Source organism: Dongia sp. (genome assembly GCF_041905885.1).
Lineage (GTDB): Bacteria > Pseudomonadota > Alphaproteobacteria > Dongiales > Dongiaceae > Dongia.
Map to the genome: position 1 here is coordinate 19634 of NZ_JAYRKD010000023.1, position 26442 is coordinate 46075.

Consider the following 26442-nt stretch of genomic DNA (forward strand, 5'->3'; position numbering starts at 1 on the left):
CTCAAACCCTAGCTTGGTCGCTTTGCGGCGCCGGCATAGAGGATCCGGGTCGTATCGTCGTAGCTCTTGGCGTGGAACGCGACGGCATCCGGGTGGAAATCGGCCGCCGGCACCGGCTCCGGATCGAAATGCCCGAAGCTGTCCTCGCCGCGCACCAGCATCGCGGTGTCGCGGATGCCGCTGGTCTGGCGCACATAGGTCGGCAGGTAGCGGATCGCAAAGCCGATGCGGCGATGATCGGCGCGGTTCGGCTCCGAACCGTGGATCAGGCGCACGTGATGCAGCGACATCTGGCCCGGCTGCAGCACGGCATCGACCGCATCACGCTCATCGACCTTGACCTGGATCTCCTGGCCGCGGCTCAGCATGTTGTCGGCGGCGAAGGTATCGCCATGCGGCAGCTGGTCCCGGAGATGGCTGCCGGGCACGACACGCAGGCAGCCGCTTTGGACGGTGCTCGGGGTAAAAGCAACCCAGGCGGTGACGATGTCGGGCCTGGAGAGTCCCCAATAAGTGGAGTCCTGGTGCCAGGTGACGCGCATGCCGTCATCCGGACTCTTGCTGAAGAAGTCCGAGGCCCAGCAGAGCAGGTTCGGCCCCAGCAGGCTCTCGACCTGGTCGAGGATGACCGGATGGCGCACCAGGTCGGCGAGCCAGGTCAGCAGCAGATGCGGCTTGTGGTTGGTTCGCTTGGAGAGGCGGCCGCCCTCCTTCTTCTCCAAGGCCTCGAATTTCTCCAGCATGTCTCCAGCCGCGGCCGCGCTGATCGCCGGGCGTGGGTAAAGCACGCCGTTGCGCTGGTATTCGGCGATCTCCGCCGCGGTCAGGCCGAACCGCTTCTGCGCATCATCGGGCATGGGAACTCCTCTCAGTGAGCGCGCCGGGTTCGGGCCGGAAGGCCCGCAGCCGGATCCAGGCGGATATCTTCCGGCCAGGCTCGAGCGTGAGCAAGCGCGCACCGCGACGATTCGTGTCGAGCAGGCCGTTGCCGGGCCAGGTCGTGTTGGGCTCGATGCCGATCAGCCGCGTCTTGCCCGCCCAGGGCTGCTCTTGCGTCCCCTCGAGCTCGATCCAGAGCCAGGCGCAGGGAAAGACGGCACCATCCCAGGCAAGTTCGACGGCGATCGAGTCATCCAGGCGCCGGATCGCAGCCCAGGGCGTCTCGAAGTCCAGCAGATAGGCCATGGCCGCCATCGGCCCACCGGGCCGGTCGAGGCGAACCGGGCCGGCCTTGCCCGGGACCTCGGGCCAGCTTGCGGTGACGCCGGGCTGCAGGGGATTGCGCGGCGGATCGAAGCGGTCATCGACCACGACGCGCCGCGCCGCGGTGGCGATCTCGAAGGGCGCCGCCAGGAGATCGGAGCCGAAGGTCGGATGGTGGCCCCAGATCACCGAGGCCGAGCGCGCGCCGTGCGAAGTGACGCTCTCGCGGATCGTGACGGTCTCGCCTTCGACGGTGAAGAGCCGCTCCATCTCGACCGGCACGGTCTCGAAGCGGCGGAGCAGGCGGAGATGTTCCGGAGTCTGCTCGGCGGTCCAGGTCGCCAGCGAGGCTTCACCGTGGAAGCCGTGGAACACGCCGTCGAAGCTGCAGGCGTCGCCGCCGTTGGGGAAGAGCAGCGGCCAGCCGCCGGAATAATAGGCCAGCCAGGCATTCTCATCGGGCGCCGCGATCGTCGCGGCCGGGCCGGGCCGTGGGTGCCAGGGCACGCTGCCGAGCACCGACAGGCCCTGCGCCTTGTGGATGATCGAGGTGATGGTGCCGCCGAGAAGCGGATCGACGGTGACGCTGAGATCCGCGGTCTCGAGCCGAATCGGCCCGGTCATTTGATCGCGCCCGCCATCAGGCCACGGATGAAATACTTCTGGAAGGCGATGTAGAGGATGATCATCGGCGCGCTGCCGATCGCCATGCCGGCCATGACCAGCGGGATCTGGTTTTCGTAACGGCCCTGGAACACGCTGATACCGGCCATCAGGGTGCGCTTGGCATCGTCCTGCAGGAAGATGATGGCGATCAGCAGGTCGTTCCAGACATAGAGCGCGTTCACCACCAGGAGGGTCAGCAGCGCCGGCAGCGACAGCGGCAGCACGATCCGCCAGAGGATCAGGAAATCCCCCGCCCCGTCCATCCGCGCCGCCTCGAACAGCTCCTTCGGCAGGGTGCGGAAGAAGGTGGTCAAGAGATAGACCGAGAAGGGCGTGATCAGGCCGGCATAGATCAGGATGGCGCCTTCATAGGTGCTGATCAGGCCGATCCTTGAATAGAGCACGAAGAGCGGCACGATCATCACCACCGGCGGGATCGCCATCAGCGCCACCGAGATCGAGAACAGCAGGTTGCGGCCCTTGAACTGCATCCGCGCGATCGCATAGGCGCCGAGGCAGGATACCACCGAGCTCAAGATGACCGACCCGCCGGCCAGGATCGCGCTGTTCAGCATCCAGCGGAAGAACGGGCTGTCGAACAGCACCACGTTGAAATGATCGAAGACCAGGGCCTGCGGGAACCCGACCTTGTTGAAGGTGTATTCCTCGTCGCTCTTCAGCGCCGTCATGATCATGAAGATGGTCGGCACCAAAGCGATGAACACGGCGATCAGCAGTACCGCCTGCTTCAGCAGCGTGTCGAAGCCGATTAGCGCAGGCGGGGGCGGCGCGGCGGGTTTCGCGGCTTGCGTCGTCATGCCACCTCCTCCTCGTTGGCGCGGCGGCGCACCGCGAAGAGCGGCACGATCAGCAGCAGCGAGACCAGGAACAGCAGCACCGAGACCGCGGAGGCGATGCCGGGCAGGTTCTGCCGCACCACCGCGCCGAAGATGTAGAGCTCGACCACCATGGTCGAGGTGCCGGGGCCGCCGCGGCCGCCGCCCATGATGTAGACATAGGCGAAGACCGAGGAGAGCATGGTGATCACGCTGACCACGGCGTAGAACTCGATCACCACCCGCATCTGCGGCAGGATGATATAGCGCACCCGTTGCCACCAGTTGGCGCCGTCGAGCCGCGACGCCTCGAGCAGCGATTCATCGAGGTTGAGCAGCCGCGCCAGGAACAGCACGATGCCGAGCGCCGCCTCGCGCCAGATGATCAGCAGCATCACGGTCCAGAGCGCGTAGTCCGAGGAGCCGATCCAATCCAGCGCCATGAAATCCGCTCCGAGCCAGCGCAGGGCCTCGTTCACCGGCCCATTGAACTGGAACATCTTCTTCATGATCGCGGCGATGATCGGCACCGCCAGGATGTAGGGCACGAAGATCACGATCCGGTAGAGCTTCCAGCCCTTCAGCCGGTCATAGAGCAGGATCGCGATCAGCAGCGACCAGGCGATCATGATCGGGATCGCGATCAGCAGCAGCAGGTTGTGCCGCACCGCTTCCCAGAACAGGTCCTGGCCGAAGATGAGTTGGTAGTTCCGCAGACCGATCCACGGCCCGTCGATGCCGCGGATCTGCTTGAACGAGTACTCGAAGATCTGCACCAGCGGATAGCCGAAGACGAAGAGCAGCAGGGCCAGCAACGGCGCGATGTAGAGATAGGGCTTCAGGCGCGAGGTCTGGTGCATGTCACTCTTTGATCATCGCCAGACACAAAATCGGCTTACCTTCAGAATCGTCATGGTCCGCGAAGGCGGACCATCCACGAGTTTGCATTCGTCACTCCATAGAAACTCGTGGATCCTCCGCCTTCGCGGAGGATGACGAGAGTGAGAGAGCGGAGTTGAGAGGACTTCGACTCCGCTCCCTCACATGCAGCTTACCCGAGATCCTTCGCCCACTTCTTGTAGTGGTCGACCATGTCCGGGTTGAAGTCGCGCCATTCCTTGGCGACCTTGGCCGCAAGCGCACCGGCTTCGGCGCCGGTGATCTTGCCGGCGACCACCTGCTGGCCGGCAGGCAACAGCGCCTGCTCGTACCACTGGCCCGGCACCACGTTGGCGACATAGGGGATGTTCTCGCCCTGGCCCCAGCGCTTCCACATCGAGACCACCGACGGATCGGTGATGACCGAGGTGTCGAAGGTGCTGTTGGAGGGCAGCCATCCGGTCTTCTCATGCAGCAGGGCCAACTGCTCGGGCGCCTGCATGAACTCGAGGAAAGCGGCGGCCGCCTTCGGATCCTTCGCATCCTTGGAGATGCCGATGCCCTGGGCATCGAAGATCGGCTTGCCCGCCAGCTTGCTCTTGCCGAAGACCGGCATGACCATCGCGCCGATCTTGCCGTTGGTCGTCTTGCTGTCGGCTGGCATGCGCGAGCCGATCGATTCGCCCATCGCCACCTTGCCGGTAACGATCAAGTCGATGCCCGGATAGAGCTCGGTGGACGACATCGCCTTGTTGAGGAAGCCGGCTTTCTGGAGCTCCTCCAGCTTCACCCAGGGCGCGTGATAGGCGGGATCTTCGAAGCTGCGCTCGCCGGTGAAGAGCTCGACCGCCTGGCCGGGCGAGTCCACGCATTGCGCGAGGCCGTGGCCGAAAAACCATTCGCCCCAATAGCCGTCCTGGATGCCGCCGCCGACCGGCTCGATGCCGGCCGATTTCAGCGCTTCGCAGGCTGCGAGGAAAGCATCCCAGGTCTCCGGCGCCTTTTCCGGATCGAGCTTCGCCTTCTCGAACAGGTCCTTGTTGTAGATCCAGATCATCGGCAGCGGATACCACCCGAGCCGGTAGGTATGGCCGTCGTAGTTGCTGAGCAGGGTCGGCTGCGACGCCTTGATCACGTCGTCCTTCACCAGGCCGTCGAGATTGGCGAGATAGCCGAGCCAGACACTCTCCATGTGATAGATGCCGTTCCAGAGGAACTGGATGTCCGGCGCGTTGCCGGCCGCCGCCGCGGTCTGGAACTGCGAGATCACCACCGCGGTGTCCTGCAGCATCGGCTTCACCGTCGCGGCGGTGTAGCGCTTCACCACTTCATCGACATAGCCCTGCAGGCCGGGCAGCTCCTGCTCGCCCCACCACCACATGGTCATCTCCTCGGCGGCGCGGGCGCGCCAGGCCGGGAACGCGCTGCCGGCGAGAGCGCCGGCACCGAGCGCCGCGGAAGCCTGCATCAGCCGGCGGCGCGAAAGTTCGGTCGTCTTGGTCATGGTTCGTGCCTTCCTGTTGGTTCTTGTTTCAAAACGTGGTCATCAGCCCGCCATCGATCACCAGCAGCTGGCCGGTCATGTAGCGGCAATAAGAAGAGGCGAGGAAGATCACCGTGCCGGAGACATCCTCGGGGAAGCCGGTGCGGCGCAGCGGGATCTTGCCGCGCTTCACATACCACTCGATGAAATCGGGTGTTTCCGTCTCGTCGACGCCGTTGACGAAGGACATCGGCGTGCGCATGAAGCCCGGCGCCACCGCGTTGACCAGGATGTTGTGCGGCCCAAGCTCGACCGCCATCGACTGGGTATAGGCGATGATCGCACCCTTGGCCGCGTTGTAGGAACCGACCTCGCCCGAGGAGGCGAAGCCCTGGATCGAGGCGACGCTGATGATCCGCCCCTGCTTCTTCGCCACCATATGCGGCGCGACCAGCTTCGAACCCATGAAGACGGATTCGAGGTTGATCGCGATGGTGCGCCGCCAGTTCTCCAGCGTGTCGTTGAGGATGGTCAGCGACGGCGGGTTGATCGCCGCGTTGTTGACCAGCACGTCGATCTTGCCCTGCTTGGCGGCGACATCGGCCACCACCTTGCCGTAGGTCTCGTAATCGGTGATGTCGAGCCGGTAGGCCATCGCCTTGTGGCCGGACGCGGTGATTTCCGCCGCGGTCTTATCCAAGGTATCGGCGTTGCGCTCGAGCAGCGCCACGTTCGCACCCTCGGCCGCCATCTCGAGCGCGATCGAACGCCCGAGCCCCTGCCCGGCGCCGGTGACGATGCAAACCTGATCCTGCAGCAACGCCATTATGCCTCGACCTGTTCGATGCCGTTTTCCGGCATTCTGGAACTTGTTCTGAGATGATGGACAATACTATGCTGCCGGTGAAATCGGCGGTCAAGCCGTGCGGAATCAGGGAGATAGGAACGATGACGGCGCCGCGGAATCTGTCGACCCTCACCAATCTCGGCCATGCCCTCGACCATCCGGAGGCAGTCGCCTGGGGACCCGACGGCCGGGTCTATGCCGGCGGCGAGGCCGGGCAGCTCTATCGCATGGGCCTCGATGACTCGATCTGCGAGCAGATCGCCAAGGTCGAAGGCGGATTCCTTCTGGGACTCGCGCATGACGCCGACGGCAACACCTACGCCTGCAACGACCGCGGCCCCTGCGTGAACCGCATCACGCCGCAAGGCGCCGTCTCGGTCTACTGCAACGGCAATGCCGAACAGCGGATGCGGGTGCCGAACTATCCGGTGTTCGACGATGCCGGCAATCTCTACGTCTCGGATTCCGGCGAATGGGGCAAGCAGAACGGCTGGATCTGGAAGATCGCCCCCGGCGGACAGGCCGAGATCTGGGACCGAAGCGCCAACGGCTTCACCAACGGCATGTGCCTCGCGGCCGACGGCAAGGCGCTCTACGTCGTCGAATCCTCTCCGCCGCTGATCTCCAAGGTCGAGATCAAGGCGGATGGCTCGGCCGGCAAGCGCGAGGTCGTGGTCGAGCTGCCGCGCACCGTGCCGGACGGGGTCGCTTTCGACCGGAACGGCGACCTCTACATCTCGCTCTACAATCCCAACATCATCTACCGCTACAGCGCGAAGGGCGAGCTCATCACCCTCTACGACGACTGGGAGCAGCTGATGCTGGTGGCGCCGACCAACATCGCCTTTGGCGGAACGGACATGAGGACCTTGATCATCGCGAGCTTGTGCGGCTGGTCGGTGCACACCGCGCCAATGGAGGTGGCGGGGGTGAAGCTGCGGTATCCGAAGGTCGGATAGACACCTCTCCGGTGATTCCATTTTGAACTGCGTCACCCCAAGGCTTGGCCTTGGGGTCCACGAGTTTGATTCTGCCGAACCAACGATGCTGCATGAAACTCGTGGATGCCAAGGCCAAGCCTTGGCATGACGGCGGAGTTTGAAGGGAGATCGAGACACGCCAGCCTAAAACGTCGCCGAGGCGCCGCCATCGACCATCAGGATCTGGCCGGTGACGTAGCGCGCGTCGTCGGAGCAGAGGAAGAAGGCCGGTCCCGCCATGTCGTCGGGATTGCCGAAGCGCCGGAGCGGGATACGGCCGTATTTCACATAGATGTCGCGGAACCAGTCGGCATCGTATTCATGGCTCCCATCCAGCTGGATCGACATCGGCGTATCGACGAAGCCCGGCGCCAGCGCGTTCACCATAATCCCGTGCGGCGCCAGATCGCAGGCCAGCGCCCGTGTGAAGTTTACGATGGCGCCCTTCGCGGTCGAATAGGGAACGGCATCGGGCCAGCCGCGGACACCCATGATCGAGGCGATGTTGAGGATGCGCCGCCCCTCCCCGCCCTTCTTCAACAGCGGCACGAAGGCCAGGGTCATGCGGATGGCGCCGTCCTGGTTGACCCGGGTGACCTCGTGGTAGCGGGCCATCGTCAGCTTCTCGATCCCGGTGCCGTCGGAGATCGCGGCGTTGTTGACCAGGATCTCACAGCGGCCGAGCTTGGCCTCGATCTTCGCCGCCAGCGCCGCGACGCTGGCATCGTCGCCGATATCGACAGCGCAGCCGCAGGCAGTGCCGCCGGCAGCGTTGATCTTGGCCGCCGCGCCCTTGGCCGCCGCTTCCTTGATGTCGGCGATGACGACATGGGCGCCCTCGTCGGCGAAGCGGCGGGCGATACCGAAGCCGATGCCCTGGGCGCCGCCGGTCACCACCGCGACGCGTCCATCCATTCGCCTGGCAGGACGTTCCGTCATTTCGCCTCAGGCCACCCGATACTTCTTCACCACATCCCAATCGACCTCGACGCCGAGACCCGGCTTCTTCGGCAGCGGGATCGTGCCGTCGGGCCGGAACTCCAGCTCCTCATGCGCCAGCTCCCGGCGCAGCCTTTCCACGCAGAGCTGCGGCGGCAGGTATTCAATGAAGGCGCAGTGGTCGGTGACGAAGGCCATATGCGCCGTGCCGGAGATCGAGATCCCGGTCTTCCAGCAATGCGGCACGATGGTGCGGCCCCGCGCCTTGGCCATGTCGCAGACGATGGTCGCCTCGCCGATGCCGCCGACCCGCCCGACATCGGGCTGCGCCACCTGGACCTTGCCGATGTCCATCAGCTCCTCGAACTCGAAGCGGGTCGCCAGCCATTCGCCGAAGGCGATCTTCATCGGTGCCTTGGCCACCAGCTTCGCCATCTCATGGACATTGTCCGACCAGAGCGGCGTCTCCAGGAAATAGATGTCGTACTCGCCCCAGTCCTGCACGGTCTTGAGGCAAGTCTCGGCATCCTCCCAGAGATACTGCACGTCGACCATGAGCGTCACGTCGTTGCCGATGGTCTTGCGCACCGCCTTCAGCACTTCGGTGTGGCGCGCGTAGCTCTCGCGCATGCCGCCATGGGCATAGGGGCCGTTCATGGTGATCTCGGTCTTCATCGCCTTGAAACCGAGCGATTTGGCCTTCTCCGCCGAGGCGCAAAGCGCGTCGCGGTATTCCTCGAAGCGATGCCCGGTCGGCTGCAGCGAGGCATAAGGCGTGATGAAGTCCCGCGTGGCACCGCCCAGCAGCGCATGCACCGGCTTGCCGACGGCCTTGCCGCAAAGATCCCAGAGTGCCATCTCCACCGCACTCATGGCGTGGATCACCATGCCGCGGCGGCCATTCATCGCAGTGCCGAGATACATCTTCTTCCACAAGGCACCGATCTCGAACGGGCTCTGGCCGATCAGCATCTCCTTGATGCAGAGGCCCATCGTATGGGTGCCGGGCGCCTCGACGCAGGCCTTGGCCATCCAGGGATTGGCGTCGCATTCGCCGACGCCGCTGACCCCGCCGTCGGTGTGAATGATGACGATGAAGCTGTCCTGCGCCGAGGAGGTGAAGCTGGCGTCGTAGTCCGGCGCCAGCAGCACATGGCATTCCACCTCGGTGATCTTGAGCTTCGGCGCGGCGCCTTCGAGCTTCGGCGAGACGGTCCTGAACGGCATATGCGATCCCTGACTGATCAGACGTTGACGAGGCCGCCGTCGATCGGCAGCACGGTTCCGGTGATGAAGGAGGCCTGGTCGGAGGCGAGGAAAGCCGCCGCACTGGCGATTTCCTGCGGCACCGCGATCCGGCCGATCGGGTGCATCGCCGCCAGGGTCTTCAAGCCCTCCGCCTCACCGCCCGGCATGCCCGAGGCGTAGTTTCGGGTGAGCGGCGTGTCGATGACACCCGGCGCGATCACATTGGCGCGCAGGCCCTGCTTGGCATAGTCCGAGGCGATGCAGCGCGCGAGATGCTGCAGCCCGGCCTTTGCCACGTTGTAAGCGACGTCGCCCTCCCAGGCGACCAGGCCGCAGACCGAGCCGATGAAGACCAAACCCGGCTTGTTGCCCTGCAGCAGGGTCGGGATCAGCGCCTTGGAGAGGAAGAACGCCGCGTTGAGATGGAGGTCCATCATCTTGTCCCACAGCGCTTCCGAGGTTTCGTGCGCTACCGCGGTCTGGGTCACGTCGACGCCCGCCGAATGGACGAAGATGTCGAGCCCGCCGAGACCCGCGACCACCTCCTGCGCGGCCCGCGCGATCTGCCGGCGGTCGGTGAGATCGGCCTTCACGACCAGATGGCCGCCGCCCGGCAGCTCCTTCGCCATGGCCTCGGCTTCCCTGGCATGCGTCGAGGCGCCGATCGCCACCCGTGCGCCTTCCTCGGCGAAGGTCCTGACGATGGCGGCGCCGATGCCGCTGGAGCCGCCGGTGACATAGGCCCGCTTGCCAGAGAGCAATCCCGTCATCAGCCCCATCCTTCTCAGCGTGTCGTGAAGCCGCCGTCGAGCGCGATCGCCTGGCCGGTCATGAAGCCGGCAAGATCGCCGGCGAGATAGACCGCGAGCTCACCCACTTCCTCGAGCTTGCCCGGCCGCGGAATCGGATGCATGCGACGCTTGAACTCGATGACCTCTTCCCAGTTCGGCTCAAGCTTCGCGACCTCGATGGCGAGATCGGTCTCGATGAAGCCCGGGCAGATCGCGTTCACCCGCACCTGTTTATCGGCGAAGTCCATGGCGGCGGATTTCACCAGGCCGATGACGCCGGCCTTGCCGGCGCAATAGGCCGCGCGTTCCTTCTGCCCGGTCAGGCCGAACATCGAGGAGATGACGATGACCGAGGCGCCGTTGGCCTTGAGCAGATGCTCAGCGCCGAAGCGCATCGCCAGGAAGGGCGGCAGCAGCGAATGGTCGGTGATGCGCCGGAACTCCTCGACCGGCGTATCGAAGATCGGGGTCCGGCCGCCGGCGCCCGCGCTGACCACGATCGTGTCGATCCCGCCCATGTAGTCGGCGGCGGTCCGGGTCACGCGCTCGACATCCGCAGCCACGGTGGCATCGCCCGCGGCATAGCCGGCACGGCCGTGTTGCTTCAGCTTGCCGCGCGCCTCGGCCAGTACCTTCTCGCGGCGGCCGGAGAGAAAGACGGTGGCGCCTTCGCGCACCATCGCCTCGGCGCAGGCGAAGCCGATACCCGTGCCGCCGCCATAAACCAGCGCCTTCTTGCCTTGGAGTCTTGCCACGCCTGTTCCCGTGCCTGCCGTGCGGCGTCTGGCGGCCGCTTTCTGCTGGGCAGATTGGCAGTCCTGGGTTAGGATGTCGACATAATAAATGTATACAATATTACAAGCCTGAGAGATCGATGCCGCGCCGCCGCGTTTCAACGATTGCCGCCGCCCCCGCCGAACCCGTCCCGCAGGTGCTCGCCATGGCGCCGGCCGCCGGGCTGGCCGAGCGCGCGGCGGAGGCGATCGTGCTGGGCGTCGCTTCCGGCGCGCTGCAGCCCGGCCAGCGCCTGGTCGAGGTCGAACTCGCCCGCCTGCTGCAGATGAGCCGCGTGCCGCTGCGCGAGGCGCTGAAGATCCTGGAGGCCCAGGGCATCGTCGAGAGCACCCCGCATCGCGGCACCCATATCGCCACCTTCGACGAGGCGCGGATCGACGAGATCTGCGAAGCGCGCCTCGCGCTGGAGAAGATCGCGATGCGCGGTGCGATGGCGGCCTATCGCCGCGAGCCGCCGCTGCTCGCCCGCCTAGATCGGATCATGGCCGCCATGGAGCGGGCCGCCTCGCATCTGGAATGGATCGAGATCAGCCGGGCCGACCTCGACTTTCACCGCGAGATCTGCCGCGCCTCGGGCAATGCGATCGTGCAGAAGCTGTGGGACGCCCTCGCCCGCCACGTCCTCATCGTCTTCGGCAAGGAGATCCGCAGCGAGCGCGACGCCAAGGCCATTGTCGCGCAGCACAAGCGGCTCCGCGACATCCTCGCCGCCGGCAGGCTGGACGCGCTGGACGACGAGCTCGACCAGCACATCCACCGCCTGCAGCGCCGCAAGGGCCGCGCGCGTTAGCTCAAACTGGGTGTCTTGTAGAGCACCTTGCCGCTGACCTTGATCTCGGCGTCGATCAGGTACTTCTTCACAGCCGCAAGATCGATCTCGATGCCGAGGCCCGGCGCTTCGGGCACCACCACCTCGCCCTGGGCATTCGGGGCGATGTGGGTCTTGCACATCTCCCAGGCCATCGGCTGCGGGCGCACCGGGTACTCGCAGATCTTGTGATCGCGCAAGCCGGCGAAAGGCTGGATCGAGGCGCAGAGCGCCAGATGCGTGGTGAAGGTGTGGTTCACATAGGTGACACCCTTCCCCACCGCATAGTCGGCAACCTGCTTCGCCGGGCCGATGCCGCCGATCCTTCCGCAGTCGATCTGGATGAAGCCGACCCCGCCATAGTCGATAGTGTGCCGCGCCATGAAGATGTTGTGCGCCGCCTCGCCGCCGGCCAGGCGTACCTTCGGGCTCCGTTTCGCCAGCGCGCCATACGCCTCGTAGGCGCTGCCGTTGAACGGCTCCTCGAACCAGGTCGCGTGCACCCCTTCGAGATAGGGCAGCCGCGCCGCCGCCGCCTCGACATCCTCGCCGAAAATCTGGCCGGCATCGATCAGCAAGGTCCCCTCCTTGCCGATCCCTTCGCGGGCCGCCTGGAGATGGTCGGCATCGTCCTTCAAGGTGCCGCGGCCGAACGGACCCCAGCCGCATTTCACCGCGCGATAGCCCACCTCCCGCACCGAGCGGCAGAGGTCCAACGTCTCCTGCGGCGTATCGCCGAACAGCTGCGAGGCATAGGGCACCTTGGGATAGGCCTTGTCGTAGCCGAGCAGCTTGTAGACCGGCACGCTCTCCTTCTTGCCGAGGAGATCCCAGAGCGCGATCTCGATCCCCGACCAGGTGTGCGCCGCCTGCAGGAGGTCCATGCAATTCCACTGGATGGTCGCGGCAAGGCGCGCGATATCTTTCGGCGAAGAGACGTCCTCGCCCAGGACCTGCGACGAGACCGGGCGGCAGGCGCCGTGCGACATCGGCGCGATCGATGAGGCTATCGAGGTCAGCGGCGAGGCCTCGCATTCGCCCCAGGCTTCGATCCTGCCGGCGCGCACCCTGACCAGCAATGCGTCCTGGCTGCCGTCGCCGGCATCGGTGACGACCGGCATGGAGATATAGAAGAAATCAATCGACTCGATTTTCATGACTCGTCCTTGTTGCACGCGATGTGTTTGCAGCCGCCGGTGCCGGCGGCCAGTCGGCCAGTTCGTTGAGTGCGTCGATACTGTGATGGCAGCGCAGCCGCAAACCGCCCGCGCTCTCGCGCCAGGGCGGCCGTGTCGTGTCGCAGACCGCGCCGACCTTCCAGGGGCAGCGCCCGGCAAAGACACAACCTGCGCTGCCGCGCTTCGGTTCGCCGGCCTTCTGTTCGTCGGACGCGGTCGGCGGCTGCAGCGGCACCGGAACGGCGTGCAGCAGGGTATGCGTATAGGGATGGAAGGGCGCGGCGAAGATCCGCTCGACCGGCCCGATCTCCATCACCTCGCCGCCATAGAGCACGCAGACATGATCGGCAAGCATCCGCACCACGGCGAGGTCGTGGCTGATGAACAGCATCGCGATCGCATGCTGAGCCTTGAGCTTCTGCAGGAGCTTCAGGATGTTCGCCTGCACCGAGACGTCGAGCGCCGAGAGGATCTCGTCGCAGAGCAGCAGGCTCGGCTCGGCCGCCAGGGCCCGCGCGATCGCCACCCGCTGGCGCTCGCCGCCGGAGAGCTGGTCCGGGAACCGCGCGGCATAGCTGCCGTCGAGCTGCACGTCGGCGAGTGCCGCGGCCACCTTCTCGCGAGCCGCGACCCGGTCGAGGTGGAAGAAGTAGTGCAAGGGCCGCGCGATGGTCTCGCCGACCCGCGCCCGCGGATTCAGCGAGGCATCCGGGTTCTGAAAGATGTATTGGATCCGGCGCCGCGCGTCGCTGCTGCGGCGGTTCACCCGCGGCGCCAGGGCTTTCCCGTCCAACGCGACATTGCCCGCCGCCGGCGGCACCAGCCCGCTGATCGCGCGGGCGATGGTCGATTTGCCGCTGCCGGATTCGCCGACCAGCGCGAAGACCTCGCCCTGGCGGATGGCGAAGCTGGCATCGCTCACCGCATGGAAGGCCTTTTCGCCGCGGCCGTAGTGGATGTCGAGCTTGTCCACCGCGAGCAGCGGCACCTCGCCCTTCGCCTGCGGCAGCGGCGGGACTTCGATCGGCTCCGGCGGCAGCGGCGCGATCTCCTGCCAGCGCCAGCACGCCACCATGCTGTCCTGTCCGGTCGGCGCCGGGCGTTGCGGCTCGGCGAAGCAGCGCTCCTGCGCGAAATCGCAGCGCGGGCTAAAGGGGCAGCCGGCCGGTAATTCGCGCCGCCGCAGCAGCCCGCGCAGCGGCCGCTCGCGCTCCGCCCCTTCGGTATCGATGCGCGGGATCGAGCCGATGAGGCCGCGGGTATAGGGGTGTTTCGGCGCGGTGAAGATGTCTTGCGTCGACGCCACCTCGACCATCTTGCCCGCATACATGACGCCGATCCGGTCAGCGATCTGCGAGAGCAGCGCAAGATCATGCGTGACATAGAGCATCGAAAGGCCGATCCGCGCCCGCAGCGCGATCAGCAGCGAGACGATTTGCTCCTGCGTGGTCACGTCGAGCCCGGTGGTCGGCTCGTCCAGCACCAGGAGGTCGGGATCGCAGCAGAGCGCCATGGCGATGCAGACCCGCTGCTGCTGCCCGCCGGAGAGCTGGTGCGGATAGCGCCGCAGGAAGCCGGGATCGACCGGCAGGCCGACCAGATTCAGATACTTGCCGACGACCTGGTCGGCGCCGCCGAGGTCCTTGGCGCGGCCATGCGCCACCATGGTCTCCGCCACCTGCCTGCCGATGCGAATGCCGGGGTTGAGCGCGGTGGTCGGGTTCTGCGGGATGAAGGCGATCTTCTCACCGCGGAGCTGGTCCAGCTCCGGCCGGGTCAAGGTCAGCAGATTCCTGTCCTTGAACAGCACCTCCCCCGCTTCGGCTTTCATCGAGGGATGGCGATAGCCGAGCAGTTGCAGCGAAACCGTGGACTTGCCGCAGCCGGATTCGCCGACCAGTCCGAACACCTCGCCCTTCTTCAATGCGAATGAGACGTCATCGACCGCGCGCGACCAGCCGCCGGCCTGCCGATAGGCGACGCTCAAATTGCGCACCTCGAGGATCGTGTCCGGCGTCATTGGTTGCCCAGCCGCACGGTTCGCCCGAGGATCCGCGCCAGACCTTCCGTGAAGAGATTGAGGCCGACCACCAGCGAAGCGAGCGCCAGGCCCGGCCCCAGCACCGTGATCGGCGTGATGATGATGAGCGCGCGGTTCTCGCTGATCATCAATCCCCATTCCGGCGTCGGCGGGCGCAGGCCGAAGCCGAGGAATCCGAGCGAGCCGATCAGAACCGGGGCGTAGCCGGCACGCAGCGCGAACTCGACCAGCAGGACGCTGGTGGCATTGGGCAGCAACTCGCGGCGCATCACCGACCAGGCGCTCTCGCCGCGGAGCCGCGCCATGGTGACATAGTCGCGGGTGGCGATGTCGATCGCCGCCGCCCGCGCCATGCGGGCGATGCGCGGCGCGTAGACCAGGGCCACCACCAGCACCACCAGCACCGGGTTGCCGGAGAGCTGCGGGCCCGCCGAGGCGATGGCGATCAGCGCCAGCACCAGGAACGGAATGCTGATCAGCGCTTCCAGCAGCCTTTGCAGAACTGTGTCGAACCAACCGCCGATATAGCCGGAGAGCAAGCCTAGGATCGCGCCGACCACCAGTCCCAATGCCGTGCCGGAGAGCGAGAGCAGGATCACGATATGGGCACCGTGCACCACGCGACTGAACACGTCGCGGCTGAGTTGATCGACGCCGAACGGATGCTTCCAGCTCATCCCGGAAAGTGGGATGCCGGTCTGCATCTGCGAGAAGCCGTAGGGCGCCCAGAACGGCCCGGTCGCGGCAATGATGAGATGCAGCAGCAGGATCACGAGTCCGATGCGGAAGCTCTGCGGCGTCTGGCGCCAGAGGCTGCGCCATTTCCCGGAGACGCGCGGCGCCATGTCGGTCGACACCGCCATCACGCCGTCCTCAGCCGCGGGTTCAGCAGCACCGCGGCGATGTCGGCGATGAGATTGGCGCCGACATAGACCACGGCGGCGATCATCACCGTGGCCTCGATCACCGGCAGGTCGCGGAGCTGCAGCGAGTCCACCAGTTGGCTGCCGAAGCCGGGATAGGAGAACACCCGCTCTACCACCACCACGCCGCCCACCAGATAAGCGAGGTTGAGCGCGGTCACGTTCAGGGTCGGCACCAGTGCGTTCGGCAGCGCATGGCGCAGCAGCACATGCCGGGCCGAAAGACCCTTGAGCTCCGCCATGCGGATGTAGTCGGAATCCAGCACCTCGATCAGGTTGTCGCGCAGCATGCGCACGGCATAGACCGCCATGACGATGGCGAGGGTCAGTGCCGGCAAGGTGGTCGCCATCAGATAGTCCGTGGCGGTCGAGCTGTGATCGACCAGCGAGATCGCCGGGAAGAAGCGGAACACGACGACGAAGAGAAACAGCAGGATGGTCGCCAGCAGGAAATCCGGCATCGACAGCAGGACCAGAGTCACCACCGAGAGCGCGTGGTCGCTCGGCTTGTCGCGACGGATCGCCTGGATGATCGCGGGGAGCACGGTCAGCGGCAGATAGAGCAGGAAGGCGTAGGCCGAGAGCACCACGGTGTTGAAGATGCGCGGCGCCAGGATCTCGGTGACCGGCCGGCTGGAGACCAGGGACTGGCCGAAATTCCCGGTTACGAAATGCGCCAGCCAATGCCAGTAACGCACGACCGCCGGATCGTAGAGCCCCAGCTTTTCCCGCAGCGCGTTGAGGGTCTCCGGCGTGGCGTCGCGGCCGAGGATGCGGCTGGCGACGTCGCCGGGCAGGATCTCCAGCACGAAGAAAATGATCAGCGAGACGAGAAGCAGCGTCAGCAGCGAGAGCAGGATCCGCGTGGCGACGAGCTTCAGGATCGACAAGGGTAATCTCCGCCTCGGCCCTCAGAAAAGAAAAGCGCCCGGATGCCGATCCCGAACCGGCATCCGGGCGAGGGTCGAGCTTACTTGCTGCAGCTCAGTTCTTCAAAGTTCAGGTTGAAGTTCTGCGCCCGCGGGGTGTAGCCCTCGCAGCCCTTGCGCAGCGCCAGCACCTGGTGGACGAACATCGGCAGCACCAGCCCGCCTTCCTTGGCCAGCAGCTCACCGGTCTGCTGGAACAGCTTCTGGCGCTCGGCATCGTCGACCGTGGTGTTGGCCTTCAGCAGCAGCGCATCATAATCCGGCCGCTCCCAATGGGTCTCCTTCCACTTCGCGGTCTGGACATAGGCGACGGCGAGGCCCTCTCCCGGCGGCCGCATCGACCAGGCGGAGGTCACGGCCGACTGCTTCAGCCAGACGTCGTCCCAGAAGCTCTCGGCCGGGGTCACGATGACATTGATGTCGATCCCCGCCGCCTTCGCCTGCTCGGCATAGACCTGGGCCATACGCACCATGCCCGGCACGCCTTCCGCGGTGTAGAGGTCGAACTTCAGCCCGTCCTTATGGCCGGCCTCGGCGAGCAGCGCCTTCGCCTTCTCGATGTCCTGCTTCGGCGCTTCCTTCACATAGGAGTTCGGGTTGCCGACCGGCACCGGATTGTCGGCGCCGGGCTCGCCATAGCCGAGCAGCACGGTATCGACCATCGCCTGCCGATCGACCACCAGCTTCAGCGCCTCGCGCACTTTCACGTCGTCGAAGGGCTTGGCATCGACCCAGAAGGAGATGGTCATCGAGTTCGAGGCGCCGGTCTCCAGCAAGGTGACCGACGGATCGTCCTTCAAGGTCGGGATCACCGAGGGATCGACGTTCAGCATCAGGTCGACCTGGCCGGCCTTGAGTGCCGAGACCGCGGCGACCGCCTCTTGCGCGACGGTGATGCGCAGGCAGTCGGCCTTCGGCTTGCCCGCATCCCAGTAGTTCGGATTCTTCCTGAGGATGCGGACCGGCGCGTTCGGCGTGAACTCTTCCTGCATGAAGGGGCCGGTGCCGTCGGCCTTCAAGACCAGGTCCTCGTGCTTGGCGCCGTCCGGCACGATGTTGGTGAACTTGTTGCTGATCAGCACCGGCAGCTCGACCACCGGCTTCTTGGTGGTGAAGGTGACGGTCTTCGCGTCCGGCGCCTTGATGCCGTCGGGATCGAGGAACTCCAGCACCGCGCGGGCGCCGGAGCCGAGCTTCTCATCCAGCAGGCGCTTGAAGGTGTAGACCACGTCGGCCGAGGTGAAATCCTTGCCGCTGTGGAATTTGACGCCGTCGCGCAGCTTGAAGGTCCAGGTCAGGCCGTCGGCCGAGACCGACCATTCGGTCGCCAGCTCGGGGATGACCTTGAAGTTGTCGTCGACATCAACCAGCCGGTTGTAGACCGCGAAGGTGTGATAGGCATCGTCGCCGGAATGCATGTCGGCAGGATCCATCGACTGCTTCTCGCCGCTCCATTCGTAGCCGAGCACCTTCACGCATTCGTCGCCGGCCGCCGCCATGGCCAGGTTCGCCGCGCCGGATACCGCGATGGCAAACGCCGCCGCACCGGACATCAGTTTCATGAGTCTCATTGCGCCCTCTCCCTGTTGCTTGCCCGCGTCCGTTCATTCGGATCGCTTGTCGCAATTCCAGAATACCGGACTGTTGTACGTATTTCCAGAATGCTAGGTTAGCGCGAATCAGGAGTCAATCTGGGACCAATGGGTCGGGGGAGCCGAATGGCGCGGATCAAGCTGCGCGGAATGACCTGGGGACATCGCCGCGCCATCGACCCGCTGCTGGCGACCAAGGCCCTGTTCGAGCAGCAACATCCGGAGATCGAGATCGAATGGGCGTCGCGTCCCTTGAGCGGATTCGAGTTCACCCCGGTGCCGGATCTCGCCAAAGAATACGACCTGATCGTGCTCGATCATCCGTTCTGCGGCGAGATCGTGGCGACGGGCTGCCTGCTGCCGGTGGACGACATCATCGCGGCCGCCGGCGGCGATCGCTATGTCGGCCCGTCGCTCGCCAGCTACACCTATGCCGGCGCCTGCTGGTCGGTGCCGATCGATGCCGCAGCCCAAGTCGCGGTCTCGCGGCCGGACCTGCTGCAGGCGCTGGATGCGATGCCGCCGATCGATTGGCGCGAATTGATCGCGCTGGGCGAGAAGGCATCGCGCAAGGGCCTGCAACTCGCGACCGGCCTCAAGGGCGTGCACAGCCTGATGACCTTCTTCACGCTCTGCGCCAACCTGGGCCAGCCCTGCTCCACCGATCCGGAGCGGCCGCTGGTCGATCGCGACACTGCCCGCCAAGTCCTCGATCATATCCGCGCCCTGCTCGCCTATTGTCCCAAGGAGGCGCTCGACTGGAACAGCATCGCGCTCCATGACGTCATGGTCGCGCGGGACGATCTCGTCACCTGCCCCGCCGTCTATTGCTACGCCACCTATGCCGAAAGCGATCAGCGCAAGCCGCTCCGCTTTCACGACCTGCCGGGACCGAACGGTCCCGGAGGCTCCACCATCGGCGGCACCGGCCTCGGCCTCTCGGCCTATCGCGGCAGCGACGAAGCGACGCAGGCCTATGCACGCTTCGCCGCTTCGCCCGAGGTACAACGCCTGTTCGCCGCGCACCACGGCCAGCCGGCGCGACTTGAGGCCTGGACCGATCCCGCCATCGACACCCGCTTCGGCCGCTGCTACGCCGAGACCCGGAAGACCATGGACGGCTGCTGGATCCGGCCGCGCTTTCCCGGCTATCTCAGATTCCAGGCCGAGGGCGGCGATCTCATCGAGCAGCATCTCCGCGGGCAGATGGACGAGGCGACCTTGCTGGACCGGCTGCAGCGGGCATTCGAAGCGTCGGGCAAGCGCTAACGCGCGCCGAGCCGCTTCGAGAGTTCCGCCGCCGCGGCGCAGACCTTCTTGGTCAGCGCCTCGCGGTTGGTCTTCCCCAGCCGATGCTCGGGCGCCACGATGCTGATCGCGGCGACACAGCGGCCGGTGCCGTCGATCACCGGGGCGGCGACGCAGCCGGCATGCTCGTTGGTCTCGTTCAATTCCGAGAAGAAACCCTGCTTCCGGGCCTTGCGGACCTGCTGGATGAACTTGTCGATCTCGACTGTGGCCCGGCCGGTCGGCGACTGCCGCACCGATTTGCTGAGCAAGCTGGTGAGCTCGTTGTCGTCGAGGTCGGAGACCAGCAGCCGGCCGGAGGCCGCCCAGTTGACCGGCACGCGGGAGCCGACCCGGCTGATGATGCGGACCGGATGCGAGCCCTCCTCCTTCAGGAGCACCAGCATCATGTCGTTCTCGAGCACCGAGAGCTGCACCGTCTCGGCGCAGTCGTTCCTGAGCTCCTCGACGATCTGGCTGCCGTCGCGCAAGAGATCGACCTGGGCGCGATAGGCCATGCCGAGCTCGAACAGCTTGCGGCCGAGGGTGATCCCGCCGCCGCGGCGCCCAGGCTCGAGATAGCCGGAATCCGACAAGGTCCGCACCAGCTCGTAGGCGGTCGACTTCGGAATCTGCAGGGCGCTGACGATCTCGCCGATCGTGGTCGGCGCGTCGAGCTGCAGCAGGAACTCGAAGATCTCCAGCGCGCGGCGCACGCTGCGCGATCCGCCCGCATCCTCGGTTATGGCAGCGGCTTGCGGCGCGGCGGCAGCGCGCGGCTTCGCCCGCGTCTTTGCGTCTTGTCTCATTCCATCAATTCCAGCATTCTGGATTAGTATCCAATATTTCGGACGGCCGGGCAATGGTCGTCCAACAGGGGGCCGCCGACGCGCGGTGGGGCAATGAAAATAACCGATGTCGAGGTGATCGAACTGCGCACCCCCGGCTGGACCGGGGAGACGTTCGACGGGTCATACGACAATTGCTTGGTCCTCGTCCACACCGACGCCGGGATCACCGGCATCGCCGAGGTGGACTCCGTACCTTCGGTGATCAAGGCAATCATCAACGCGCCCCGATCGCATTCCCATGCCTATGGCTTGAAGGATGCGGTACTTGGTCAGGATCCTCTCAATCCGCCGGCGGTCTGGGACCGGATGTATGACCTCACCTCCTATTACGGGCGGCGCGGCGTGGTCATCCATGCGATCAGCGCCATCGACATCGCGCTCTGGGACATCAAGGGCAAGGCGGAAAAGAAACCGCTTTCCGAGTTGCTCGGCACCAAGAAGCGCGACAGCCTGCTCGCCTACGGCACGGTCTATCCGCTCGGCGAAACCCCGGACGCGGTGCGCTTCAACATTGACCGCGGGCTCAAACGCGGCTTGAAGGCGATCAAGATCGTGGCCGACCCGCATTGGCGTTATGACCTGAAGAAAACCGAGCTGCTGATCCGGACCGCGCGCCAGCATGTCGGCCCGGAGATCCGCCTCATGTGCGACGCCGCCACCGCCTGGACCGAGGCCGAGCAAGGCCTCCCCGTCGTGCCGATCTTCCGCGACAACGGTTTCCTCTGGTTGGAGGCGCCGTTGCCGATCGACGATCTCGCCGGTCATGCGCGCTTCGCCGGCCAGGGCGTGCCGATCGGCGGCGGCGACCTTGGCCTCACCACGCATTTCGAATACGAGACCGCCTTCGACGTCGGCAAGATCGACATCGCCCAGCCCGACGTCACCATGGCGGGAGGCTTGACCGAGCTGATGCGGATCGCGGCTTCGGCGAAGCAACGCGGCAAGCGCGTGGTCACGCATGGCTATAAGTCCAACATCACGATTGCCGCCAATCTCGCTTTCCTGTCGCAGCATTGGGACGACGAGCCCTGCGAATACTCGACCAGCGAGTCCGAATTGCGCTGGGAACTCACCAACGAGCGCTTCCCGCTGGGTCCGGATGGCCGGATTAAAGTGCCGACCGCGCCAGGATTGGGTGTCTCGCTCAATACGAAGACTGTGGCGAAGTACCGGGTCGGGTGATGCCGGCGCAACACGGACGGGTTCGACCGTCTTTCAAGCCCAGATTTACGCCAAGTCTTTGATTCCAGTTTGGTCTTGGATTCGTCCGGGTGACGCGAATCTTGATTCTGTCCGGGTCCTGTCCGTGACGCGGTGCAGCATAAATCAGGATTTCCGGTCATCGCTGGGACACCAGGGGAGATAGGTGTCGGCCCATTTCCGCAGAACCTCGACGTTCGGAGAAGTCCGGGCAAGGCAGCGCTTCCCCGGATCATGCACCGGGTCATAGCGATGTGCGGGCCAGACCAACATGAAGATGACGCCGAACCCAAGCAGAATGAGCGACGATCTCACCACCCCCACATTATAGGTACGAGTGGCGGACCGGTCAAAGATTGCAACCTCCGCTAGAATTCGAGCGACGCTGCTAACGATCGGTGCGCAGGCGCTTCACCAGGTCTTCGTTGAGCTCGATGCCAAGACCCGGAGAATTCGGCAGATCCATGAAACCGTCCTTCACTTCCGGCTCCGGCGAGACCAGCTCGCGGCGCAGCAGGGAGTCGAAGACCTTCGGCGAGACATATTCGAAGACCGGCGACGGCGCGCAGGCGGCGTGGAAGTGACGGCCCGCCGCCGAGGTGATCCCGGTCTTCCAGCCATGCGGCACGACTTCGGCGCCCATCAGCTCGCAGAGATCGGCGATGCGGCGAATCTCGGTCAGGCCGCCGCCGCGGCCGATATTGGGCTGCACCACGCCGACCTTGCCGCGGGTCAGCCATTCGCGGATCTCGAAGCGGGTCGCCGCCGCCTCGGCCCCGCCGATGCGAATGCGGCTGCGGGTGGCGAGCTCGGCATGGCCGTCGAGATCGTCGTGCTGCAAGGTCGCCTCGGCGAACAGGATGTCGCAGTCCTCGACCCGGTCCAGCAGCCAGAGCGCGTCATGCCAGTTGTGCCAGCGATAGCCGAAGTCCACCGCCATCTGGATGCCGTCGCCCAGCATCTTGCGGCCGCGCTGGATGAGCTCGACCAGCTCGCGGTCGGTGGCGAGGTCCTCGAACAGCACCTCCATCTTCACCGCACGGAAGCCCTGGTCGACCGCGGCCTCGAACTGCCGGCCGATCTCCTTCATCAACACCTCGATGCCGCGACCCTGCGACATGCCGGGGAAGATCGTGCAATAGGGCCGGATGCGGTCGCGCCGCGCGCCGCCCATCAGCTTGTAGGCCGGCACGTTGTGCTGCTTGCCGGCGAGGTCGTAGAGCGCGATGTCGATCGCCGAGAGCGCATGGATGCCGAGGCCGCGCCGCCCCGGCCAGAAGGTGCCGTCGTAAAGCTTCTGCCAGATGCCGGCGGCCTCGATCGGATCGGCGCCGATCAGGATCTCCTGCACGTTGCGGCTCCAGAGATGTGCCGTCGGCATCTCCAGGAAAGCCTTTACGACATGGGGCGGGGCATCGCATTCGCCGATGCCGGTCTTGCCGTCCTCGCCGGTCAGCCTGACGATGACCGTGTCCGTGGTGCCATCGAGATCGCCGGCCGCCGCCACATCCGGCGTCGCCAGCGGAATGACTTCGATCGATGCGATCTTTCCCACGTTCCCCCCTAATAGGTCGCGCGGCCACCCGAGAGATCGAAGGTGAAGCCGGTGGTGAAGCTGCAGGCCGGCGAGACGATCCAGGCGATCAGCTTCGCGGCCTCGTCCAATTCGCCGCAGCGCTTCATCGGAATCTTCGCGGTCATGTAGTCGACCGTCGCCTGCGGCAGGGCATCGACCATCGCGGTGCGGATGACGGCCGGGGCCAGGGCGTTGATGGTGATCCCCTGCTCCACGTAATCCTTGGCCAGGCTCTTCACCATGCCGATCAGGCCGGCCTTGGTGGCGGAATAGGCGGTCATGCCGGCATTGCCCTCCTTGCCGGCGATCGAGGCCACATGCAGCAGCCGCCCGTATTGCCGCGCGATCATCTGCGGCAGCACCGCCTGGGAGACCAGCAGCGCGCCGCGCAGGTTGACCTGATAGACCCGGTCGAAGTCGGCCATCTCGACCGCGTGGCCGGGTACGTTGGTCTTGCCGGTGATGCCGGCGCAATTGACCAGCGCGTCGATGCGCGGCTGTGCGCGCAGCGCGGCGTCGATCGAGCCCGCGTCGACCACGTCGACCGCGGCGGCACTCGCCCGCCCGCCCGCGGCGATGATGGCGCGGGCGGTGTCCGCCGCCGTCTCGCCGTCGCTGTCGAAGCAGGCGATGCGCACGCCCTGGCGCGCCATCTCCTCCGCCGCGGCCCGGCCGATGCCGCGCCCGGCGCCGATCACGGCGACCGCGTAGTCGCGATCGTCGAAGTAATTCAGCAAGCTTGCCTCCTCCGGAACCCCGAGGAGCCGTCATATCGCCAATCCTCAGCGCCGTCCAGTATTCCGCATCATGTTCCGGTATTTCGGAATTGCACCATGTGCAGAAGTCTAAGCCATCGCCATCGGCCGATTGGCCACTACGTATTTGTCACGATGGGTAGGTTGACTTTTGTCAAGGTCGCCATCGGGTACAACCAACGATGCACCACGCTTGGAGGGGATTCATGGACGAGCGTCGCGTTCAGGTGATGGATGTCTCCTGGCAGAGCCCAGAGAAAGGGTATCATTGCTTCGAAGCGTTGGTCGATGGCCAAGCCGCGGTCGTTCATGTAGCGGAGGACATCGCCTTCGATTTCCTCGGAGGCTGGACGCCCGACACGGCGAAATGCCTCGACATTCTTCGCCTTCACCGCGCCGACCTCGCCAAGGCCCTCGAGCGTAAGCTCCCGAGAATATTGCGCTGCACCGGTCAGACCGCGCTCCTGCTCACCTGGGAAGACTCTCCGACCTCACCACTTGTGGAGCGCGATCACGGGGACCGGAAGCCGCAGCCGGCTTATGCGTGATGCGTGCGGTCATGGCTTCAGCTTCAAGAGAGTTGAATAGTGTTCTGCTGGTAGACGACGATGACCTCTTCCGGCGGAATTTGGGCCGCGCACTAGATCGGGTACCTTTTGCCCGATGCGGGCCGGCAGAGCCGTGGCTCATCGAAGGCAGCACTACGGGCGATGGCGACAAGGAGCGAGACGCCGGTTTCCTTGCGTCCGTTGGCGCGCTGGGCACACCCCCTTTTGATCTGCGTCAACGTGCAGGGTCGCACAACGTGGAAGATTTCCAACGCGAGTGCAGACGGTGGTACAAGCCGGCGTATTGCGACCTGAGGAGGACTCTATGGCGAGCAACGCACCTTACCAGCCTCGAGCGGGTGGCGCGCAGCGGGCGACGGTCGAAATCGACCTTGGCCTGCGGCAATACATGCTCCGCGTCTACAACTACATGGGCGGCGGCCTGGCGCTGACCGGCCTCATCGCCTATCTCGGGGCGGCGAGCGGCTTCTACGCTTCTGTGGCAGGAACGCCCCTCTTCTGGGTCGTGCTGCTGGCGCCGCTGGTGCTGGTCTTTTTCTTGAGCTTTCGCATCGAGCGAATGAGCCTCGGTGCAGCGCAGCTCAGCTTCTGGGCCTATGCCAGCCTGGTCGGATTGTCGCTCTCCGGCATCTTCCTTGTCTATACCGGCGAAAGCATCGCGCGGGTGTTCTTCATCAGCGCGGCGACCTTCGCCGCCACGAGCCTTTACGGGTACACCACGCGTCGCGACCTCTCGCGCTTCGGATCCTTCCTCTTCATGGGCGTCATCGGCATCGCAATCGCTGGGCTCGTGAACATGTTCTTGGCGTCATCGAGCTTACAGTTCGCGATCTCCGTGATCGGCGTGCTCGTGTTTACGGGACTTACTGCCTACGATACGCAGCGGATCAAGGACATCTACGTCGGGTCTGATGATGACGCGATCGCGGGCAAGAAGGCTATCATGGGCGCACTCGCCCTTTATCTCGACTTCCTCAACCTCTTCATGATGCTGCTGCAGCTCTTTGGCGACCGCCGCCGCTAGGCGTGCCACCGACTTTTGTGGAATAGGCCATGGGAAAGAACCGAAAAGCGCACCGAGACGCTGCGGCCGATGCCGACTACGAAGCATCGTTGCGAGAGCTACAGATTGAGCTTGTGAAGGTCGAACGGCACATCATCAAGCACGGCCACAAGGTCTTGCTCATCTTCGAAGGACGCGACGCCAGCGGCAAAGACGGCACGATCAAGCGCATCGTCGAGCATCTGAGTCCGCGCGAGACCCGCGTCGTCGCGCTGGGCAAGCCGTCCGAGCGAGACAATGCGTCTTGGTATTTCCAGCGCTACGTCGCACATCTGCCCGCAGCAAAGGAAATGGTCCTCTTTAACCGCAGTTGGTATAACCGTGCCGGCGTCGAACGGGTCATGGGATTCTGTTCCGAGAAGGAATACCAGACCTTTATCGAAGCCGTTCTCCCCTTCGAGCACATGCTGATCGGCACAGGCATCCAAATCCTCAAATACTATCTAGACATCGGCAAGAAGGAGCAGAAGCAGCGTCTCAGAGCGCGCCGCAAGGATCCCTTGAAACAGTGGAAGATCAGCCCCATCGATGAGGTGGCGCTCGAGCACTGGGACGCTTACAGCCATGCCCGCGACGAAATGTTCGCCCGCACATCGAGTCCGCTTGCCCCCTGGCTCGTGGTCCGCGCGGACGACAAGCACAGCGCGCGGCTCAACGTCATCCGCGATCTGCTGTCCCGACTGGCCTGCCCCGAGACCGACAAGCACATGGCAATGCCGGACCCGAAGATCGTTTTCCCTTACGATAAAGTCCATGCCAAGGCTGGCCTGCTTGCAGCGTGAGTGACGATGCCGCCGGCAACCCTCTGTCCAGCGGCGCCGCCTTCTCTCTCAGCCGGTCGCGCTATCGGCTATCGTAACGCCGAGGGTGCGGCTCCCGGTCGTGCAGGCATCGCGTTCTCGATTGACGCGTAAACCGGGCTCGACGAGGTCGAACTAATCAACGCGGCATGGGGCCTCGGCAAAAGATACTGTCCTAAATCGAGATTCGTGGCTCCGAGGCC

At 65.1% G+C, this 26442-nt stretch carries 25 protein-coding genes; 7 read left to right on the forward strand and 18 right to left on the reverse strand.

What is annotated here, in order from left to right; all coding sequences use genetic code 11:
* Positions 1 to 8: 8 nt before the first annotated feature.
* From ACH2CY_RS20415 to ACH2CY_RS20440, 6 genes are all read right to left on the reverse strand, one after another.
* On the reverse strand, positions 9 to 857 hold the full coding sequence (locus ACH2CY_RS20415; RefSeq protein ID WP_395021284.1) for a phytanoyl-CoA dioxygenase family protein: 849 nt from the start codon (positions 855 to 857) through the stop codon (positions 9 to 11).
* The gene (locus ACH2CY_RS20420; protein WP_395021285.1) at positions 847 to 1827 is read right to left on the reverse strand and encodes a hypothetical protein; all 981 of its coding nucleotides are present in this window, start codon (positions 1825 to 1827) and stop codon (positions 847 to 849) included. Before ACH2CY_RS20420 ends, ACH2CY_RS20415 begins: the two co-directional genes overlap by 11 nt.
* The gene (locus tag ACH2CY_RS20425; RefSeq protein ID WP_395021286.1) at positions 1824 to 2687 is read right to left on the reverse strand and encodes a carbohydrate ABC transporter permease; all 864 of its coding nucleotides are present in this window, start codon (positions 2685 to 2687) and stop codon (positions 1824 to 1826) included. The genes ACH2CY_RS20420 and ACH2CY_RS20425 overlap by 4 nt, the downstream gene beginning before the upstream one ends.
* Complete coding sequence (locus ACH2CY_RS20430; protein ID WP_395021287.1) at positions 2684 to 3565, reverse strand: carbohydrate ABC transporter permease; 882 nt, start codon at positions 3563 to 3565, stop codon at positions 2684 to 2686. Before ACH2CY_RS20430 ends, ACH2CY_RS20425 begins: the two co-directional genes overlap by 4 nt.
* A gap of 191 nt (positions 3566 to 3756) precedes the next feature.
* Positions 3757 to 5088, reverse strand: coding sequence for an ABC transporter substrate-binding protein (locus tag ACH2CY_RS20435; protein ID WP_395021288.1), 1332 nt, complete (start codon positions 5086 to 5088; stop codon positions 3757 to 3759).
* A gap of 28 nt (positions 5089 to 5116) precedes the next feature.
* The gene (locus ACH2CY_RS20440) at positions 5117 to 5893 is read right to left on the reverse strand and encodes an SDR family NAD(P)-dependent oxidoreductase (protein ID WP_395021289.1); all 777 of its coding nucleotides are present in this window, start codon (positions 5891 to 5893) and stop codon (positions 5117 to 5119) included.
* A gap of 122 nt (positions 5894 to 6015) precedes the next feature.
* Here ACH2CY_RS20440 and ACH2CY_RS20445 point away from each other — a divergent pair, with 122 nt between their 5' ends.
* Complete coding sequence (locus ACH2CY_RS20445) at positions 6016 to 6873, forward strand: SMP-30/gluconolactonase/LRE family protein (protein ID WP_395021290.1); 858 nt, start codon at positions 6016 to 6018, stop codon at positions 6871 to 6873.
* Between the two features lie 165 nt (positions 6874 to 7038).
* On the opposite strand, the gene ACH2CY_RS20450 is transcribed toward ACH2CY_RS20445, so the two are convergent.
* From ACH2CY_RS20450 to ACH2CY_RS20465, 4 genes are read right to left on the reverse strand one after another with little or no spacing between them, the layout of a single operon-like run.
* Positions 7039 to 7833, reverse strand: a complete 795-nt coding sequence (locus ACH2CY_RS20450; protein WP_395021292.1) for an SDR family NAD(P)-dependent oxidoreductase — start codon at positions 7831 to 7833, stop codon at positions 7039 to 7041.
* Between the two features lie 6 nt (positions 7834 to 7839).
* Positions 7840 to 9060, reverse strand: a complete 1221-nt coding sequence (locus ACH2CY_RS20455) for a mandelate racemase/muconate lactonizing enzyme family protein (protein ID WP_395021294.1) — start codon at positions 9058 to 9060, stop codon at positions 7840 to 7842.
* A 17-nt stretch (positions 9061 to 9077) separates the two neighbouring features.
* Positions 9078 to 9851, reverse strand: a complete 774-nt coding sequence (locus ACH2CY_RS20460) for an SDR family NAD(P)-dependent oxidoreductase (RefSeq protein ID WP_395021296.1) — start codon at positions 9849 to 9851, stop codon at positions 9078 to 9080.
* 14 nt (positions 9852 to 9865) lie between these two features.
* Positions 9866 to 10627, reverse strand: coding sequence for an SDR family NAD(P)-dependent oxidoreductase (locus tag ACH2CY_RS20465; protein ID WP_395021297.1), 762 nt, complete (start codon positions 10625 to 10627; stop codon positions 9866 to 9868).
* A 119-nt stretch (positions 10628 to 10746) separates the two neighbouring features.
* Here ACH2CY_RS20465 and ACH2CY_RS20470 point away from each other — a divergent pair, with 119 nt between their 5' ends.
* Positions 10747 to 11457, forward strand: coding sequence for a GntR family transcriptional regulator (locus ACH2CY_RS20470; protein WP_395021298.1), 711 nt, complete (start codon positions 10747 to 10749; stop codon positions 11455 to 11457).
* Here the strand turns inward: ACH2CY_RS20470 and ACH2CY_RS20475 are convergent.
* The 5 genes from ACH2CY_RS20475 to ACH2CY_RS20495 all read right to left on the reverse strand — a co-directional run bounded on the left by ACH2CY_RS20475 (position 11454) and on the right by ACH2CY_RS20495 (position 18117).
* Positions 11454 to 12632, reverse strand: coding sequence for a mandelate racemase/muconate lactonizing enzyme family protein (locus ACH2CY_RS20475; protein WP_395021299.1), 1179 nt, complete (start codon positions 12630 to 12632; stop codon positions 11454 to 11456). The genes ACH2CY_RS20470 and ACH2CY_RS20475 overlap by 4 nt on opposite strands.
* Positions 12613 to 14673 (reverse strand): dipeptide ABC transporter ATP-binding protein, encoded by a 2061-nt coding sequence (locus ACH2CY_RS20480; RefSeq protein WP_395021301.1) that lies wholly within the window; start codon positions 14671 to 14673, stop codon positions 12613 to 12615. The genes ACH2CY_RS20475 and ACH2CY_RS20480 overlap by 20 nt, the downstream gene beginning before the upstream one ends.
* Positions 14670 to 15557 (reverse strand): ABC transporter permease, encoded by an 888-nt coding sequence (locus ACH2CY_RS20485; protein WP_395021302.1) that lies wholly within the window; start codon positions 15555 to 15557, stop codon positions 14670 to 14672. The genes ACH2CY_RS20480 and ACH2CY_RS20485 overlap by 4 nt, the downstream gene beginning before the upstream one ends.
* Positions 15557 to 16507 (reverse strand): ABC transporter permease, encoded by a 951-nt coding sequence (locus tag ACH2CY_RS20490; protein WP_395021303.1) that lies wholly within the window; start codon positions 16505 to 16507, stop codon positions 15557 to 15559. Before ACH2CY_RS20490 ends, ACH2CY_RS20485 begins: the two co-directional genes overlap by 1 nt.
* An 80-nt stretch (positions 16508 to 16587) precedes the next feature.
* Positions 16588 to 18117 carry an ABC transporter substrate-binding protein gene (locus ACH2CY_RS20495; RefSeq protein WP_395021305.1) on the reverse strand — a complete coding sequence of 510 codons (1530 nt, stop codon included), beginning with the start codon at positions 18115 to 18117 and terminating at the stop codon, positions 16588 to 16590.
* A gap of 147 nt (positions 18118 to 18264) precedes the next feature.
* Between ACH2CY_RS20495 and ACH2CY_RS20500 the strand changes: the two genes are divergently transcribed.
* Positions 18265 to 19407 carry an extracellular solute-binding protein gene (locus ACH2CY_RS20500; protein ID WP_395021307.1) on the forward strand — a complete coding sequence of 381 codons (1143 nt, stop codon included), beginning with the start codon at positions 18265 to 18267 and terminating at the stop codon, positions 19405 to 19407.
* Here ACH2CY_RS20500 and ACH2CY_RS20505 read toward each other — a convergent pair.
* The gene (locus tag ACH2CY_RS20505) at positions 19404 to 20234 is read right to left on the reverse strand and encodes an IclR family transcriptional regulator (protein ID WP_395021308.1); all 831 of its coding nucleotides are present in this window, start codon (positions 20232 to 20234) and stop codon (positions 19404 to 19406) included. The genes ACH2CY_RS20500 and ACH2CY_RS20505 overlap by 4 nt on opposite strands.
* Positions 20235 to 20327: 93 nt before the next feature.
* On the opposite strand from ACH2CY_RS20505, the gene ACH2CY_RS20510 reads away from it, so the two are divergent.
* Complete coding sequence (locus ACH2CY_RS20510) at positions 20328 to 21458, forward strand: mandelate racemase/muconate lactonizing enzyme family protein (RefSeq protein WP_395021309.1); 1131 nt, start codon at positions 20328 to 20330, stop codon at positions 21456 to 21458.
* A gap of 406 nt (positions 21459 to 21864) precedes the next feature.
* Here the strand turns inward: ACH2CY_RS20510 and ACH2CY_RS20515 are convergent, their stop codons facing one another.
* Together ACH2CY_RS20515 and ACH2CY_RS20520 are read right to left on the reverse strand one after the other, a co-directional pair.
* Complete coding sequence (locus tag ACH2CY_RS20515) at positions 21865 to 23031, reverse strand: mandelate racemase/muconate lactonizing enzyme family protein (protein ID WP_395021311.1); 1167 nt, start codon at positions 23029 to 23031, stop codon at positions 21865 to 21867.
* A gap of 8 nt (positions 23032 to 23039) precedes the next feature.
* The gene (locus ACH2CY_RS20520) at positions 23040 to 23789 is read right to left on the reverse strand and encodes an SDR family NAD(P)-dependent oxidoreductase (RefSeq protein ID WP_395021313.1); all 750 of its coding nucleotides are present in this window, start codon (positions 23787 to 23789) and stop codon (positions 23040 to 23042) included.
* Positions 23790 to 24013: 224 nt separating this feature from the next.
* On the opposite strand from ACH2CY_RS20520, the gene ACH2CY_RS20525 reads away from it, so the two are divergent.
* The 3 genes from ACH2CY_RS20525 (at position 24014) to ppk2 (ending at position 26221) form a co-directional block, all read left to right on the forward strand.
* Positions 24014 to 24355, forward strand: coding sequence for a hypothetical protein (locus ACH2CY_RS20525; protein ID WP_395021315.1), 342 nt, complete (start codon positions 24014 to 24016; stop codon positions 24353 to 24355).
* Positions 24356 to 24680: 325 nt separating this feature from the next.
* Positions 24681 to 25400, forward strand: coding sequence for a Bax inhibitor-1/YccA family protein (locus ACH2CY_RS20530; RefSeq protein ID WP_395021316.1), 720 nt, complete (start codon positions 24681 to 24683; stop codon positions 25398 to 25400).
* Between the two features lie 29 nt (positions 25401 to 25429).
* Positions 25430 to 26221 carry a polyphosphate kinase 2 gene (gene ppk2 / locus ACH2CY_RS20535; RefSeq protein ID WP_395021317.1) on the forward strand — a complete coding sequence of 264 codons (792 nt, stop codon included), beginning with the start codon at positions 25430 to 25432 and terminating at the stop codon, positions 26219 to 26221.
* The last annotated feature ends 221 nt before the right edge of the window (positions 26222 to 26442 follow it).